The organism is Mycobacterium sp. C31M (genome assembly GCF_053345865.1).
In genome coordinates, this window is record NZ_JBKFAX010000029.1 from 47,172 (window position 1) to 61,766 (window position 14,595).

Genomic DNA, 14,595 nt, shown 5'->3' on the forward strand with positions numbered 1-14,595 from the left:
ACCGCCGAGCGCAAAGATTACACAGGCCGGGGCTCGGAAGGCAAAGCGCGGGTAAACGCACCCCTAGAATGGCCGGGTGACCGCCCGTCTGCGACCCGAGTTGGCCGACCTTCCCGCCTACACCCCCGGTCGCACCGTGCCCGGCGCGATCAAGATCGCCAGCAACGAGACCGTCGACGGTCCGCTGCCCAGCGTCGTGGCGGCAATCACAGACGCCGCCGCCGGCATCAATCGCTACCCGGACAACGGCTACCTCGATCTGCGCGACCGGCTGGCCAAGCATGTCGAGTTCGCGCCGGAGAACATCTCGGTGGGCGCCGGGTCGGTGAGCCTGTGCCAGCAGCTCATCCAGATCACCGCGAGCGTCGGCGACGAGGTGGTGTACGGCTGGCGCAGCTTCGAGATCTACCCCCTGCAGATCCGCACCGCCGGCGCCACGCCGGTTCCGGTGCCGCTCAAGGATCAGACCCACGACCTCGACGCGATGCTCGCCGCGGTCACCGACCGCACCCGGCTGATCTTCGTCTGCAACCCGAACAACCCGACCTCCACTGTCGTCGACCCGGCCGCGCTGGAGGCCTTCGTCGCCGCGGTGCGCTCGGACATCCTGATCGTCATCGACGAGGCCTATGTCGAATACATCCGCGACGGCCTGCTGCCCGACAGCCTGGGCCTGGTCCGGCGCTACCCGAATGTTGTTGTGCTGCGGACCTTCTCGAAGGCCTACGGGCTGGCCGGACTGCGTATCGGTTACGCGGTGGCCGATCCGGACATCGTCACCGCACTGGGCAAGGTGTACGTGCCGTTCACCGCGACGACCATCTCGCAGTCCGCCGCGATCGCCTGCCTGGATGCCGCCGACGAACTGCTGGCCCGCACCGACACGGTGGTCGCCGAGCGTGCCCGGGTGAGTGCGGCGCTGACCGCCATGGGCTACGAGTTGCCGCCCTCGCAGGCCAACTTCGTCTGGCTGGTGATCCCGGGCCGCACCACCGAGTTCACCAACGCCGCCGCCGACAACCGACTGCTGGTCCGCCCGTACGGGCAGGACGGTGTGCGGGTGACGGTGGCCGCCCCGCACGAGAACGACGCCTTCCTGGCCTTCGCCAAGGAGTGGATCGCCCAACAGGGAGACAGCCGATGATCGGTACTCGGACAGCGGTGGCCGGACTGGTGCTGCTCGGTGTGCTCACCGGGTGTGCGCGCAGCACCGACGGCACGGTGGCGATGACCACCGAACCCGGTCCGCCCCTGACCTCGACGACGTCGAGCCGGCCACCGGTGATTCCGGGGCTGCCGGAGATCCCAGGTCTGCCCGATATCACCATCCCCGGCTTCCCGACCCAGGGTTCCGACATCCCGGATGTCCCGCCGCCACCGGACGCCCTGACCATGACGTGCTCGGACTACAACCAACTCGACGAGGCCACCCAGAAGGCCGTCGTCAACGCCATCCTGAAGGGCGAGCAGTCGATCCTGGGCCCGGACAACATCGAGATCGCCAAGTCGTTGGCCGACGCCGTCTGCCAGTTCCTGACCGACAGCACCGTCAGCGAGGTTCTGCTCGGCGGCCCCGTACCTTAGGGTTTTTGACAGGCGTTAGCCTGCACCCATGGCTTACGAATCCGTGACCGTGGACATCGTCGACCACGTCGCCCGCGTGACGCTGATCGGCCCGGGCAAGGGCAATGCGATGGGGCCTGCGTTCTGGGCCGAATTGCCCGACGTGTTCGGCACCCTGGACGCCGATCCCCAGGTGCGCGCCATCGTGCTGACCGGCTCGGGCCGCAACTTCAGCTACGGCCTGGACCTGGCCGCCATGGGCGCCACCATGCCCGGGCTGGAGGCCGGCGCCAAGGATCGTCTCGACTTCCACAAGAAGCTCACCAAGATGCAGGGCGCAATCAATGCGGTCGCCGACTGCCGCACCCCGACCGTTGCCTCGGTGCACGGCTGGTGCATCGGCGGTGGGGTCGATCTGATCAGTGCGGTCGATATCCGTTATGCCAGTGCCGATGCCAAGTTCTCGGTCCGCGAGGTCAAGCTGGCCATCGTCGCCGATGTGGGCTCGCTGGCCCGGCTGCCGCTGATCCTGTCCGACGGGCATCTGCGCGAACTGACGTTGACGGGCAAGGACATCGACGCCGCGCGCGCCGAGAAGATCGGTTTGGTCAACGATGTCTACGACGACGCCGATGCCTCGCTGGCGGCCGCGCACGCGACCGCCGCCGAGATCGCTGCGAACCCGCCGCTGACCGTGCACGGTGTGAAGGATGTCCTGGACCAGCAGCGCATCGGGCGGGTGTCGGAGAGCCTGCGCTATGTGGCGGCCTGGAATTCGGCGTTCCTGCCGTCCAAGGATCTCGGCGAGGCGGTCACCGCGATGTTCGGCAAGCGCCCGCCCCAGTTCACCGGGGAATAGGCGACTCCCGGGTCCAGCGTCCATCGCCGCCCGGAATATTCGGACCGCAGTCCGCATTTGTAGCGGTCATGAAGAAGATCGGATTCCTCTCCTTCGGCCATTGGAACGACTCCCCAAGTTCGCGCACGCGCAGCGCGGCCGAGGTGCTGCATCAGTCGATCGACCTCGCTGTCGCGGCCGAAGAGGTGGGCGCCGACGGTGCCTACTTCCGGGTGCACCACTTCGCCAACCAGCTCGGCTCGCCGTTCCCGCTGCTCGCGGCGGTGGGGGCCCGCACCTCGCGCATCGAGATCGGTACCGGTGTGATCGACATGCGCTACGAGAACCCGCTGTACTTCGCCGAAGATGCGGGCGCCGCGGACCTCATCGCCGGCCAGCGGCTGCAGCTGGGCGTGAGCCGCGGCTCGCCGGAACAGGTGATCGAGGGATACCGGTACTTCGGGTGTGCGCCCAGGGAGGGACAGACCGACGCCGACATGGGCCGCGAGCACACCGAGATCGCACTGAAAATGCTTGAGGGTGAAGGCTTCGCACAGCCGAACCCCCGGCCGATGTTCCCCAATCCGCCCGGGCTGTTGCGGCTCGAACCGCACTCACCCACGTTGCGGGACCGGATCTGGTGGGGTGCCGCTTCGGACTCGACCGCCGAGTGGGCCGCGAAACTGGGGATGAACCTGATGAGCTCGACGCTGAAGACCGACGAGTCGGGCGAGCCGTTCCACGTGCAGCAGGCCACCCAGATCCGGAAGTTCCGCGAGCGGTGGGCCGAGGCCGACCACGATCGCGCGCCGCGGGTATCGGTGAGCCGCAGCATAATGCCGTTGATCGACGACGAGAGCCGCGCCTACTTCGGGCGCGAGGGCAACAGCCGCGACCAGATCGGGAACATCGACAACTTCCGCGCCGTCTTCGGCCGCACCTACGCCGCCGAGCCGGACCGGCTCGTCGAGCAGCTCCGCGGCGACGAGGCGATCGCCGAGGCCGATACCCTGCTGGTCACGGTGCCCAACCAGCTGGGCGTGGAGTACAACGCCCGGCTCCTGCAGTCCCTCGTCGCGGACGTCGCTCCGGCGCTCGGCTGGCGCTGACTCCTCGCGCGGCGATCACGACACCAGCCCCGCAGTTCACCGGGGAGTAGTCGAGCCCTTCAACTGCTCCAGCAGCTTCAGCGACAGGAACGTCATCGGGCCCTTGTCCTCGAAGCGGTCCGACACGTTGCCCGCGATGCCACCGTGGACGGCCAATTCCCCGATCAGATCCAGCTTGAGCTGCGGGCTGCCCTCGCTGAAATCGAGGTCGACCAGGTCCACCCAGACGATGTTGGGCCGGGTGGTCGATTCATAGACGTAGCGCTTGTTGGTCAGATCCATGACCACCTGCCAGATGGTCTGCGAGGCGTCGGGCTTGCCCGGGTCGGGGATCCGGAACGGTTGCGCTGCATTACGAATCACCGAGAACATCGCCGCGATCGCCTCGACCTGACCGGCGGGCTGCGGCAGCCTGCTCGCGTAGTAGGTGGCCCGGGCGAACCGGTCGGCGGCCAGCGTCGACCCCGGTAGCGGCTCGGACCCACCGAGTCCGGTGAAACTCTTCACCAGCTCCAGCTGCTGATCGAAGGTCGGCGAGTTCGTCATCACGTGGTACGAGCGGTCGTGATAGACGTTGGCCTTACCGTCGATGTACTCGATGATCGCGGAGTCGCCGGTGGCATCGTCGAGGGCCAGATGGATGGTGGGCGGCTCGCCACCGGTCGGATCCGCCAACTGCACGACCTGCACGTCGGTCTGCGCGATCCAGGCCACCGCCTCGGCCACCGTCGCGAAGTTGTCCAGGAAGTACTGCAACCACACACCCTGGCTGAGCTGGGTACGTCCGGAATCGGGCGCACCGTAGGTGGATTCGGCCAGCCACAGCACATGACCGGCCAGCCCGGCCTCGTTGATGCCGTCCACCGAGATGATGTCGAAGGACGTCGCGATGACGCTGCCGTACTTCGACGTCCAGCGCAGCGCACCGGCCACCCCGTCATCGCGGCTGACACCGCGGGGCTGCTTCCACAGGTTGGTCATCAGATCCCTGGAGAAGTCCATGTTCCGACCCACCAGAACAGACCCGCCGGCGTCCGGCCACATCACTCGGGTGCACACGCGGTGGCGGAGGGATTTGAACCCCCGGACGGTGTTAGCCGTCTCTCGCTTTCAAGGCGAGTGCATTAGGCCGCTCTGCCACGCCACCGCTGAACAGACTAAGCGGTCTACACCCGTCCGAGTTTCGCGGGCCGCCCATCGGCCTGAAGTCCGGCACTGATGCGTCGGCAGTTCTCGCCCATCGCGGTGATCTGCGCCCGCGACAACCGACCCAGATAGTGCGTCCGGATCTCGGAACCGTAGGTCTGCATGGCATCGGCCAGCAGCGCCCGTCCCTGGTCGGTGATGGTCGCGAGCACACCGCGCCGGTCATCCGGGCTGGCGACCCTGGTGACCAGGTTCAGTTTCTCCAGCCGGTGGATCTGTCGGGTCACCCGAGAAGGCAGTGACATCAGTCCCTCGGCGAGATCCCCCATCCGCGCCGAGCCACTGTCCGAACTGTCCAGGATGTCGAGTAACCGAACATCGTTGAGTGCCAGGCCGTGGCTGTCGACCAACGACCGATTCAATGTTGCGTAGATCCGCAACGCCGAGTCCAGAAAATTTTGCCATGATTTCTGCTCGGCGATATCCAACCCCGGCATGGTGCTCGCCGTTCGTCCCCCCATTAACGCTTCCATCGCGTAATCGTACTTTCGGGGAGCGGAGTAGCCTAGCTCGAATGAAGGCCATTGTTGCGGTTTCAACCGAACGTATGACATGGCAAGAAGTCCCCGACGTCGCAGCTCACGCGGGTGAAGTCGTGATCGGTGTGGCCGCGGCGGGCGTCAATCGGGCCGACCTGCTACAGGCTTCCGGTAGCTATCCACCGCCGCCGGGCGCCAGTGAGATCCTCGGTCTTGAGGTTTCCGGCACCATCGTCGAGCTCGGCGAGGGTGTGCACGGCTGGTCCGTGGGCCAACCGGTGTGTGCTTTGCTGGCCGGCGGCGGCTACGCCGAGTACGTCGCGGTGCCCGCCGCTCAGTTGCTGCCGGTGCCCGACGGCGTCGAGTTGGTCGATGCCGCGGCGCTCCCAGAGGTCGCGTGCACGGTCTGGTCCAACCTGATGATGACCGCGCAGCTGATGCCGGGCGCATTTCTGCTCGTCCACGGTGGTGGCAGTGGTATCGGCACCCACGCCATCCAGGTCGCGCGCGAGCTGGGCGCCCGGGTCGCCGTCACCGCCGGGTCCGCCGAGAAGCTGGCCCTGTGCGCCGAACTGGGTGCCGATATCACCATCAACTACCGCGACGAGGACTTCGTCGAGCGGGTCCGCGAGGCGGGTGGCGCCGACGTCGTCTTCGACATCATGGGCGCCAAATACCTCGATCGGAACATCGATGCGCTGGCCGCCAACGGACGGCTCGTGATCATCGGCATGCAGGGCGGTATCAAGGCCGAACTCAATATCGCGAAGTTGCTCGGCAAACGTGCCGGGGTGATCGCCACCGCCCTGCGGTCACGGCCGGTCGACGGACCCGACGGCAAGGGCGCGATCGTCGGACAGGTACTCGAAAATGTGTGGCCGATGGTCGCCGCGGGCACGGTACGGCCACTGATCGGTGCCCGATTGCCGATCGCGGACGCCGCGCAGGCACATGCGCTGCTGGCCTCCGGGGACGTGGCCGGCAAGGTCCTGCTGCGGGTGTAGCCGGTAGCTAGCCCAACGAGGCCAGCACCCGCACCAACTGGTCGACCTCGGCGGCGGTGCTGTAATGCGAGAGCCCGATCGTCACGGCGCCGCCAATATCGTTGACGCCCAGCGCATCCAACACCCGCGAATGCGAGCTGCTGCTCACCAGCACGCCGTTGTCGGCCAACCGCTGGATCACCCGGTCGGCCGGCACGCCGTGCACGGCCAGACTCAGCACCGGGATGCGCTCGGACGGGTTGCCCAGCACCATCACCAACGGCAGCGACCGCAGCGAGGACAGCAGGTAGGCGAACAGCCGATCCAGGTACGCCGCAGCCGATTCCATCGACACGCCGAGGCGCTCGCGGCGCGACCCGGTGGCCGCCTCGTCCAGGTTGGCCAGGTACTCGATGCTGGCCACCACCCCGCCGAGCAGGCCGAACTGGTGGATTCCGGTCTCCAGCCGGGCCGGCCCGGTGGCATCCGGGTCCAGCGATACCGAGCTGAACTGGTCGATGACGGCCGGGTCGCGGAACACCAGTGCACCGATCGGTGGTCCGCCCCACGCGACGGCGTTCAGGGCAACCACATCGGCGTCGATATCGTCGATGTCGATCAGCCGGTAGGGCGCGGCGGCGGAGTGGTCGACGATCACCAGCCCGCTGTTCTCGTGCACCAGCTTGGTGACCGGGGTCAGATCCATGACCGTGCCCAGCGTCGCCGACGCCGAGGTGATGGCCACCAACCGGGTCGGCCCGGTGATCAGGCTCTCCCACTGATACGAGGGCAGCTCACCGGTCTCGATATCGACCTCGGCCCACTTGACCTTGGCGCCGTACCGGTTCGCGGCGCGCAGCCACGGCGCGATGTTCGCCTCGTCGTCGAGCCGGGAAAGAACGATCTCGTAGCCCAGACCGACCTTGACCGACGCCGCGTCGGCCAGCGAGGTCAGCAGCTGGGCGCGGTCGGCGCCGAGCACCACCCCGGACGGATCCGCTCCGACAAAATCGGCGATCGCCTGCCGGGCGGCGGCCAGCACCGTGGCACTGCGACGCGCCGAGGGGTGCGGTCCGGACGCGACGGGCTTGGATCCGCGGAATGCCGTGGACACCGTGGTGGCGACCGAATCGGGCAGCAACATCCCGTTCTGTGCGTCCAGATGCACCCAGCCGTCGCCCAACGACGGATGCAACCCACGCACCCGGGCAACGTCGTACACCATGTCAGCCACCTTAGAACGTCCGTGAATCACACAGACGGACACACATCGGGTCAAGGATCCTGCCGCGCTGCAGGGACCCGGCCCGGATCACTTCGACGGCCATACTAATGCAGGCCGCCGCCCGACCGGGGTGCTAATCCCCTTGTTGTTGCTGGTGCTCCCGGGAGCAACAGCGCCGAGCAACCTCGTTCTGACCAGCACCGTCGCGGTCTGGATTCCGCCAGGCAATGTTGCGCCGGCAATCGTTCGGAGGCGGTGGCGACCAGGAGGACTAAGGTCACTGGACATGACGATCCACCCCGACGATGACGACAACGTCGAGATCCTGACCGGTGACGCACCTGCGGCCGACACCGACGATGACAAGGGCTTGACCGACCTGATCGAGCAGCCGGCCAAGGTGATGCGGATCGGCACGATGATCAAGCAGTTGCTGGAGGAGGTGCGCGCCGCACCGCTGGACGAGGCGAGCCGCAGCAAGCTGGCGACCATCCACCGCAGCAGCATCCGCGAGCTCGAAGAGGGCCTGGCCCCGGAACTGCGCGAGGAGCTGGAGCGGCTGACGCTGCCGTTCAGCGATGACGCCGTACCCAGCGACGGCGAGCTGCGGATCGCCCAGGCCCAGCTGGTCGGCTGGCTGGAGGGCCTGTTCCACGGCATCCAGACCGCACTGTTCGCCCAGCAGATGGCGGCCCGCGCCCAACTGGAGCAGATGCGCCAGCTTCCGCCGGGCATGGCACCCGGCCAGCAGCGCGGTCCGGGCCACCCGGGCACCGGGCAGTACCTGTAGCCGCCCGTGTCCGACAGTCCGTTCATCTCCACCGAGAACGCATGGGTGGAGTTCCCGATCTTCGATGCCAAGTCCCGGTCGCTGAAGAAGGCGTTCCTCGGCAAGGCCGGCGGCACCATCGGTCGCAACGAGTCCAACGTCGTCGTCATCGAGGCGCTGCGTGATATCACCATGTCCCTGCAGATGGGTGATCGTGTCGGCCTGGTCGGTCACAACGGTGCCGGCAAGTCGACCCTGCTGCGACTGCTGTCGGGCATCTACGAGCCCACGCGCGGATCGGCCTCGGTGCGTGGGCGGGTGGCCCCGGTGTTCGATCTCGGGGTCGGGATGGATCCGGAGATCTCCGGATTCGAGAACATCATCATCCGCGGTCTGTTCCTGGGGCAGACGCGCAAACAGATGCTGGCCAAGGTCGACGAGATCGCCGAGTTCACCGAACTCGGCGACTATCTGTCGATGCCACTGCGCACCTACTCCACCGGTATGCGGGTGCGGTTGGCGATGGGCGTGGTCACCAGCATCGACCCGGAGATCCTGTTGCTCGACGAGGGCATCGGTGCGGTGGACGCCGAGTTCATGAAGAAGGCCCGCACCCGACTGCAGGACCTGGTGGCCCGCTCCGGAATCCTGGTGTTCGCCAGTCATTCCAACGAGTTCCTGGCCCAGCTGTGCACATCGGCGATGTGGATCGACCACGGCACCATCCGGATGACCGGGGGTATCGAGGAAGTCGTGGGCGCCTACGAGGGCCCGGACGCGGCCCGGCATGTGCGCGAGGTGCTCGCCGAGTTGGATCGTGGCCATGCCTGAGACCGTCATCGCGGTGATCGTCACCCACCGCCGGGTCGAGGCGCTGGCGGTATCGCTGGACGCGGTCTGCACCCAGACCCGCCGGCCCGATCACCTGATCGTGGTGGACAACGACGACGATGCCGCGGTCGCCGAGCTGGTCGGCTCCCAACCGGTCCCGTCCACCTATCTGGGATCGCGGCGAAACCTGGGTGGCGCAGGCGGTTTCGCCCTGGGCATGTTGCACGCGTTGGCACTCGGCGCGGACTGGGTGTGGCTGGCCGACGATGACGGCAGGCCCGCGGACGACTCGGTACTGGCGACGCTGATGGCGTGTGCGGCGAAACATGCACTGGCCGAGGTCTCGCCGATGGTGTGCGATCTCGACGATCCCTCGCGCCTGGCGTTTCCGCTGCGCCGCGGGGTGGCCTGGCGCCGGCATGTGTCGGAGCTGAAGGTCGAGTCGACGTCGGCGAGCCGACAATCAGACCCCGACGACCTGCTGCCCGGTATCGCCTCGCTGTTCAACGGAGCGTTGTTTGCCGCATCGACCCTGGAGGCCGTCGGCGTCCCGGACCTGCGGCTGTTCATCCGCGGTGACGAGACCGACGTACACCGCCGACTGGTGTTGTCCGGCTTGCCCTTCGGCACCTGCCTGGACGCCGCCTACCTGCATCCGCACGGGGCCGACGAGTTCAAGCCGATCCTGGGCGGCCGGATGCACACCCAGTACCCCGACGACGCGGCCAAGCGCTACTTCACCTACCGCAACCGGGGTTACCTGCAGGCGCAGCGCGGAATGCGTGGGCTGGTCCCGCAGGAGTGGGTGCGCTTCGGCTGGTACTTCCTGGTGACCCGGCGCGACCCGGCCGGGCTGCGGGAGTGGCTGCGGCTGCGCAGGCTGGGACGGCGGGAGATGTTCGAGAGGTTCAACTCATGACATTTGTGGACGCCGCGGCCGATTCCAAGACGATGGCCCGCGCCTGGGGTGACCTCGCGGCCGGGTTCGGCAAACGGGAACTGTGGCTGCACCTGGGTTGGCAGGACATCAAACAGCGGTACCGCCGCTCGGTGCTCGGCCCGTTCTGGATCACCATCGCCACCGGCACCATGGCCATCGCGCTCGGCGGTCTGTACTCGAAGCTGTTCAAACTCGAACTGTCCGAGCACCTGCCCTATGTGACGCTCGGCCTGATCATCTGGAATCTGATCAACGCGGCCATCATCGAGGGCGCCGATGTGTTCGTCGCCAACGAGGGGTTGATCAAACAGCTACCCACACCGCTGAGCGTGCACGTCTACCGGCTGGTGTGGCGGCAGGTGCTGTTGTTCGGGCACAACATCATCATCTTCGTGATCATCGCGATCATCTTCCCGCAGCCATGGAAGTGGACCGACCTGGCATTCATCCCTGCGCTGCTGTTGATCGTGATCAACTGTGTCTGGGTGGCAATCGTTTTCGGCATCCTGGCCACCCGTTACCGGGACATCAGCCCACTGCTGTTCAGCATCGCTCAGCTGCTGTTCTACATGACGCCGATCATCTGGAACGACCAGACGCTGCGCGATCAGGGGGCCGAGGGGTGGGCCAAGATCATCGAGTTCAACCCGCTGCTGCACTATGTCGACATCGTCCGGGCGCCGCTGCTCGGCGCCGATCAGGAACTGCACCATTGGGTGGTGGTGCTGGTCTGCACGGTGGTGGGCTGGCTGTTCGCGGCGTTTGCGATGCGGCAGTACCGGGCGCGCGTGCCGTATTGGGTGTAGATGGGGTGTGCTGAGGGCGTCATCCAGCGGCCATCTGACGGCCACCGCGATGTCGGCTGTGCAGCGTTCAATGAAGTTCCATGACCGACACTGTCACCCCTGAGAACACCGCTGTGGCCACGGCCCAGCCTGCTCCCGAGACCTTCATCGACGCCGAGATCGTCCCGGTGGTCAACGAGGTCGTCAACGAGGCAGCGGAGGTGGAGGCCGACCTCCGCCGCCGCGCCCTCGTCGCTCTCGACGTGCTGGGACGCCAGCTCGATGCCGGACAGGATCTGTCCGGGCAATTGTTCGAGGCCACCACCGATGCCACCGTGGCGCTGGTCGAGTCACCCGCGAAGGTGATCGCCGCGATCCGCAGCGGCGCGACGTTGCCTGCCGCCTTCGGCGAGACCAACGAGGCACTGCAGGATGCCGTCTCGGTCGCCGGCAGCCGCATCCGCACCGCCGTCGGCGCATACGTCAATCAGCAGTCCCCGCTTCCCAATGCCGTCATCACCGGTGCCGCCGAGGTCGCCGGCGCCGTGGTGCGCGCACAGGGCGAGCTGGCCTCGACCGCGGTCGACGGTGTTTTCGAGGTCGCCACCACCGCCAGCCGCCGCGGAGATGTGCGCGATGCCATCGACCGCGAGTGGAGCGAGTTCAACGCCGGCGTGGTGTCCGCGCGCGAGGCCGTCGAGGCGCGGATCGCGGTGGCCCGTCAATCCATTCGGGATGCCGTCCGGTAGTCACTGCCTGACCGCTACTTTGGTGTCGATGGACACCACAGTGACGGCCGGGGACGGTACCTCGATTGCCCTGAACACCACCGGCGCGGGCGCGCCGGTGGTGTTCGTGCATGGATCCAACGGCGGGCTCGACTCCTGGCAGGACATCGGGGATCGGCTGACGGGTTATCAGATCGTCCGGTACGCCCGCCGGAATCACCCGCCCAGCGGAGTCGGCCCGGCGCCCAACAGTTTTGCCGTCGAGGCCGAGGATCTGCAGGCGGTGCTGCAGGCTGTCGGCCAGGCCCATGTGGTGGGCGCGTCCTACGGCGCAACCGTCTGTTTGTACGCGGCAGCGGCGTCGACGGAGCGGGTGGCGTCGCTGGCGTTGTTCGAGCCGCCGGTAAACCTGGTCGGGGCGCATCTGCAGCCGGTGATCGAGCAGTACCAACAGCTCTTCGTCACCGTCCGATACGCCGACGCGCTCGAGCTGTTTCTGCGCGAGGCGGCGCGCATGCCCGCCGACATCTTGGCCGCCGGACCGGCAATTCCCGACGATCCGGTGGCGGCGATGAGTGCGCTCGCGGACCTGGAGGCCATGGCCGGTGACGACGGTTCGGTGGACCGCTGGTCTGGCATCGACGTGCCGGTGCTGCTGATGCAGGGTGAACAGAGTTGGTCGCCACTGCCCGAGGGGATGGATGCGCTGGCCGCGGCCCTGCCCGGTGCGCAGCGAGTGCACTGGGCCGACCACTCGCACGTCACCGCGATGGCCGCGCCGGAACTGGTGGTCGAGGCGCTGCAGGAGTTCCTGGACGGGATCGCCTGATCACTTGACGTGGGGGTTGAGCAGGTACAACCCCGCGATCGTCCGATCGTCGCGGAAGGTGATGCGAGCGACGAAATCACCGGCCTCAAAGTTCAGCGGTGTGTTCGTGGTGGTGAAATCGCCGGCCCTGGTCGTCTCGGTGTCGCCGTGACCCTCGTACGCGCCGGCCAGCCCCACGATGTGCACCCACGCCTCGGCCAGGCCTTCCTCGGACAGCCCGTCGCGCATGATGGCGTCAAAACGCTCGACGACGGCCGCCCACCGGGCATTGGCCATGTCATCGATGACCGTCCGGGCCAGGTCGTCGGCTTCGGGAAGTGCGGTGGTGTTCATGGCTTCTCCTGTTCGCGGGTCGATCGGCTTGCCGTAGCGCTGAAAGGCGGCCTGCCTCGAGACACCGAGCACGTCACCGATTTCCTGCCACGTTCGGCCCGCCCCACGGGCCTGCTGCACGGCGGCATTCATCAATGCCTCGGCTTGGTCGCGGACCTCGTGGGCGGCGCGGACCAGATCGATCGGATCGTCCTCGCCGCGCAGAACCGGGGCGGCAAGGATCTGGCCGAGCTGACGGTGCAGCCGCCTGGTGGTGTCGGTAAAAGAATCGGGCACGCGTCAATATTCGCTTTACTTCAGCGCGTTTGTCAAGACTTTATTGACGCTGATAGGTCACGTATCGCATCACGATCCGGTGCGGCCTTCGGGCGGCACAGCATAGCCTTTGAACTGCGGTTTCAAAGTTATCCACAGGTGGCGACATTGTCATGGCGAACGTCGGGATGGCGAGTATTATCGAACATATGAGCGAACAGATCGAGGCGACGATCGGTCACCTCGATGCTGCGCGCGACGGCCTGGTCACCGAGCGCGCCGCCACGGCAACCAAAGTGCTTGCTGCGGGTCGGTTCGCTTTGGACCGGATGCTCGAACTGGGCAACACGTTCGACAAATGGGTGGTCGACGACTGGGAACTGATCGCCGCTGAGGTGGGTGTGGAGTTGGGTATCAGCCGTGGCCGTGCACTGACCTTGATCACCCAGGGTCGCGACCTGCTCACCCGCCTACCCAACCTGGCCGAGGTGTGGGCGACCGGGGTGATCGACCTGCGGGTCATCCGACTCGTGCTGCACCGCACCACGTTGATCCTCGATGAGGACATCCTGGCCGTCATCGACACCCAACTCGCCGACGCGGCGCCAGGCTGGAACGTGCTCTCCGATGACCGGATATCCGAACTCATCGACTGGATGATCATCGACGTCGACCCCGAAGCCGTCCGTCGCGCCCGCGAGGCGCGGAAGTCCCGTTTCCTGACCGTCAACCCCGTGGGGGACGGCGTCGTCGAAATCTACGGCCGCCTCGACGCCGCCGACGGCGCTATCCTCGACCAGAGCCTCGACGCCCTGGCCAGCACTGTGTGCCCCGACGACCCACGCACCCACGCCGAACGCCGCGCCGACGCCGCGCGCCCACTGTCCCTGGGCGCCACCAGCATCGAATGCCTCTGCGGCCTCGCGCAGTGCCCGGCCGCCGGCAACACCACCGGCCGCGCCAACATCATCGTCCACGTTCTGGCCGACCGGAAAACACTTGTAGAGGCGCAGGCTCGACGCGATGAGGCCGCCGCCTGCGAAGAGCAGTGCGCCGCCACCACGCCCGACCCGGAGCAAGCCGACACCGACCCAGCCGACCCAGCCGAGCCCGCCGAGCCGGATCCGGTTACCGCCGAACCGATTTCCGCGCCCCGTCCCGCGGCGCTGATCCCCGGATACGGACCCATCACCACCGACGCCCTGGCCGACCTACTGCCCTATGCCACCATCCGGCCCCTGGCCGACCCGCAAGAACTCGGCACCGAGAATCACTACCAAACGTCGCGGGCCCTCACCGCCTACCTCGGGTGCCGCGACCTGACCTGCCGGTGGCCCGGCTGCAATGTCCCCATCCAGCGCTGCGACACCGACCACACCGTGCCCTGGCCCTACGGACCCACACACCCCTCGAACACCAAGGGATACTGCAGAATTCACCACCTGATCAAGACGTTCCACTGCGGCCCCGGCGGCTGGAACGACCAACAACACCCCGACGGCACCATCACCATCACCGCACCCAACGGGCGGGTCTACACCACCAAACCCGGCGGAAGTCTGTTCTACCCCCAACTCGCCACACCCACAGCCGATCTCGGCCCACTACGAGCACCACCGCCCCGCCCACACCGAGAACTGGCCGCCCCCAAACGCAGCCGCACCCGCGCACAATCACGCGCCTACCGCATCGCCCACGAACGCGCCCTCAACCGCGCCGACA

General features: G+C 67.0%; 16 protein-coding genes and 1 tRNA gene. 12 read left to right on the forward strand and 5 right to left on the reverse strand.

Annotated elements, in window-relative coordinates; all coding sequences use genetic code 11:
• Positions 1-76 precede the first annotated feature (76 nt).
• The 4 genes from hisC to ACLBYA_RS30230 all read left to right on the forward strand — a co-directional run bounded on the left by hisC (position 77) and on the right by ACLBYA_RS30230 (position 3,510).
• Entirely contained in the window at positions 77-1,144 is a 1,068-nt protein-coding gene (gene hisC, locus ACLBYA_RS30215; protein ID WP_447713160.1) for a histidinol-phosphate transaminase, read from the forward strand.
• Positions 1,141-1,584, forward strand: coding sequence for a hypothetical protein (locus tag ACLBYA_RS30220; RefSeq protein ID WP_447713161.1), 444 nt, complete (start codon positions 1,141-1,143; stop codon positions 1,582-1,584). The genes hisC and ACLBYA_RS30220 overlap by 4 nt, the downstream gene beginning before the upstream one ends.
• A 28-nt stretch (positions 1,585-1,612) precedes the next feature.
• On the forward strand, positions 1,613-2,422 hold the full coding sequence (locus ACLBYA_RS30225; RefSeq protein ID WP_447713162.1) for a crotonase/enoyl-CoA hydratase family protein: 810 nt from the start codon (positions 1,613-1,615) through the stop codon (positions 2,420-2,422).
• 68 nt (positions 2,423-2,490) lie between these two features.
• On the forward strand, positions 2,491-3,510 hold the full coding sequence (locus ACLBYA_RS30230; protein ID WP_447713163.1) for an LLM class flavin-dependent oxidoreductase: 1,020 nt from the start codon (positions 2,491-2,493) through the stop codon (positions 3,508-3,510).
• A gap of 36 nt (positions 3,511-3,546) precedes the next feature.
• Here the strand turns inward: ACLBYA_RS30230 and ACLBYA_RS30235 are convergent, their stop codons facing one another.
• From ACLBYA_RS30235 to ACLBYA_RS30245, 3 genes are all read right to left on the reverse strand, one after another.
• Positions 3,547-4,569 carry a linear amide C-N hydrolase gene (locus tag ACLBYA_RS30235; RefSeq protein ID WP_447713164.1) on the reverse strand — a complete coding sequence of 341 codons (1,023 nt, stop codon included), beginning with the start codon at positions 4,567-4,569 and terminating at the stop codon, positions 3,547-3,549.
• Between the two features lies 1 nt (position 4,570).
• Positions 4,571-4,657: transfer RNA gene (locus ACLBYA_RS30240), tRNA-Ser, on the reverse strand.
• A 19-nt stretch (positions 4,658-4,676) separates the two neighbouring features.
• Positions 4,677-5,189 (reverse strand): MarR family winged helix-turn-helix transcriptional regulator, encoded by a 513-nt coding sequence (locus ACLBYA_RS30245; RefSeq protein ID WP_447713165.1) that lies wholly within the window; start codon positions 5,187-5,189, stop codon positions 4,677-4,679.
• Positions 5,190-5,230: 41 nt separating this feature from the next.
• On the opposite strand from ACLBYA_RS30245, the gene ACLBYA_RS30250 reads away from it, so the two are divergent.
• The gene (locus ACLBYA_RS30250) at positions 5,231-6,199 is read left to right on the forward strand and encodes an NAD(P)H-quinone oxidoreductase (protein ID WP_447713166.1); all 969 of its coding nucleotides are present in this window, start codon (positions 5,231-5,233) and stop codon (positions 6,197-6,199) included.
• A gap of 7 nt (positions 6,200-6,206) precedes the next feature.
• Here the strand turns inward: ACLBYA_RS30250 and ACLBYA_RS30255 are convergent, their stop codons facing one another.
• A complete protein-coding gene (locus tag ACLBYA_RS30255) occupies positions 6,207-7,403 on the reverse strand; it encodes a cysteine desulfurase-like protein (RefSeq protein WP_447713167.1) in 1,197 nt (398 codons plus the stop codon).
• 286 nt (positions 7,404-7,689) lie between these two features.
• On the opposite strand from ACLBYA_RS30255, the gene ACLBYA_RS30260 reads away from it, so the two are divergent.
• The 6 genes from ACLBYA_RS30260 to ACLBYA_RS30285 all read left to right on the forward strand — a co-directional run bounded on the left by ACLBYA_RS30260 (position 7,690) and on the right by ACLBYA_RS30285 (position 12,285).
• The gene (locus ACLBYA_RS30260) at positions 7,690-8,193 is read left to right on the forward strand and encodes a bacterial proteasome activator family protein (protein WP_447713168.1); all 504 of its coding nucleotides are present in this window, start codon (positions 7,690-7,692) and stop codon (positions 8,191-8,193) included.
• 6 nt (positions 8,194-8,199) lie between these two features.
• Positions 8,200-9,003: a galactan export ABC transporter ATP-binding subunit Wzt/RfbE gene (gene wzt, locus ACLBYA_RS30265; protein WP_447713169.1), complete on the forward strand. Its 804-nt coding sequence runs from the start codon at positions 8,200-8,202 to the stop codon at positions 9,001-9,003.
• On the forward strand, positions 8,996-9,922 hold the full coding sequence (gene glfT1, locus ACLBYA_RS30270) for a galactofuranosyltransferase GlfT1 (RefSeq protein WP_447713170.1): 927 nt from the start codon (positions 8,996-8,998) through the stop codon (positions 9,920-9,922). Before wzt ends, glfT1 begins: the two co-directional genes overlap by 8 nt.
• Positions 9,919-10,749 (forward strand): galactan export ABC transporter permease subunit Wzm/RfbD, encoded by an 831-nt coding sequence (gene wzm, locus ACLBYA_RS30275; RefSeq protein WP_447713171.1) that lies wholly within the window; start codon positions 9,919-9,921, stop codon positions 10,747-10,749. The genes glfT1 and wzm overlap by 4 nt, the downstream gene beginning before the upstream one ends.
• Positions 10,750-10,829: 80 nt before the next feature.
• Complete coding sequence (locus ACLBYA_RS30280; RefSeq protein WP_447713172.1) at positions 10,830-11,477, forward strand: hypothetical protein; 648 nt, start codon at positions 10,830-10,832, stop codon at positions 11,475-11,477.
• A 28-nt stretch (positions 11,478-11,505) separates the two neighbouring features.
• Entirely contained in the window at positions 11,506-12,285 is a 780-nt protein-coding gene (locus tag ACLBYA_RS30285; protein WP_447713173.1) for an alpha/beta fold hydrolase, read from the forward strand.
• Here the strand turns inward: ACLBYA_RS30285 and ACLBYA_RS30290 are convergent, their stop codons facing one another.
• Complete coding sequence (locus ACLBYA_RS30290) at positions 12,286-12,894, reverse strand: DUF3887 domain-containing protein (protein WP_447713174.1); 609 nt, start codon at positions 12,892-12,894, stop codon at positions 12,286-12,288.
• Between the two features lie 188 nt (positions 12,895-13,082).
• Between ACLBYA_RS30290 and ACLBYA_RS30295 the strand changes: the two genes are divergently transcribed.
• A partial coding sequence (locus ACLBYA_RS30295) for a DUF222 domain-containing protein (RefSeq protein ID WP_447713175.1) occupies positions 13,083-14,595 on the forward strand: 1,513 nt, incomplete at its 3' end.

Bases quoted from the DNA above. Each gene is read 5' to 3' on its own strand.
- ACLBYA_RS30260 (WP_447713168.1), top strand. From the start codon at position 7,690: ATGACGATCCACCCCGACGATGACGACAACGTCGAGATCCTGACCGGT.
- ACLBYA_RS30245 (WP_447713165.1), bottom strand. From the start codon at position 5,189: ATGGAAGCGTTAATGGGGGGACGAACGGCGAGCACCATGCCGGGGTTG.
- ACLBYA_RS30280 (WP_447713172.1), top strand. From the start codon at position 10,830: ATGACCGACACTGTCACCCCTGAGAACACCGCTGTGGCCACGGCCCAG.
- ACLBYA_RS30230 (WP_447713163.1), top strand. From the start codon at position 2,491: ATGAAGAAGATCGGATTCCTCTCCTTCGGCCATTGGAACGACTCCCCA.
- ACLBYA_RS30250 (WP_447713166.1), top strand. From the start codon at position 5,231: ATGAAGGCCATTGTTGCGGTTTCAACCGAACGTATGACATGGCAAGAA.
- ACLBYA_RS30225 (WP_447713162.1), top strand. From the start codon at position 1,613: ATGGCTTACGAATCCGTGACCGTGGACATCGTCGACCACGTCGCCCGC.
- wzm (WP_447713171.1), top strand. From the start codon at position 9,919: ATGACATTTGTGGACGCCGCGGCCGATTCCAAGACGATGGCCCGCGCC.
- ACLBYA_RS30255 (WP_447713167.1), bottom strand. From the start codon at position 7,403: ATGGTGTACGACGTTGCCCGGGTGCGTGGGTTGCATCCGTCGTTGGGC.
- glfT1 (WP_447713170.1), top strand. From the start codon at position 8,996: ATGCCTGAGACCGTCATCGCGGTGATCGTCACCCACCGCCGGGTCGAG.
- ACLBYA_RS30220 (WP_447713161.1), top strand. From the start codon at position 1,141: ATGATCGGTACTCGGACAGCGGTGGCCGGACTGGTGCTGCTCGGTGTG.
- ACLBYA_RS30285 (WP_447713173.1), top strand. From the start codon at position 11,506: ATGGACACCACAGTGACGGCCGGGGACGGTACCTCGATTGCCCTGAAC.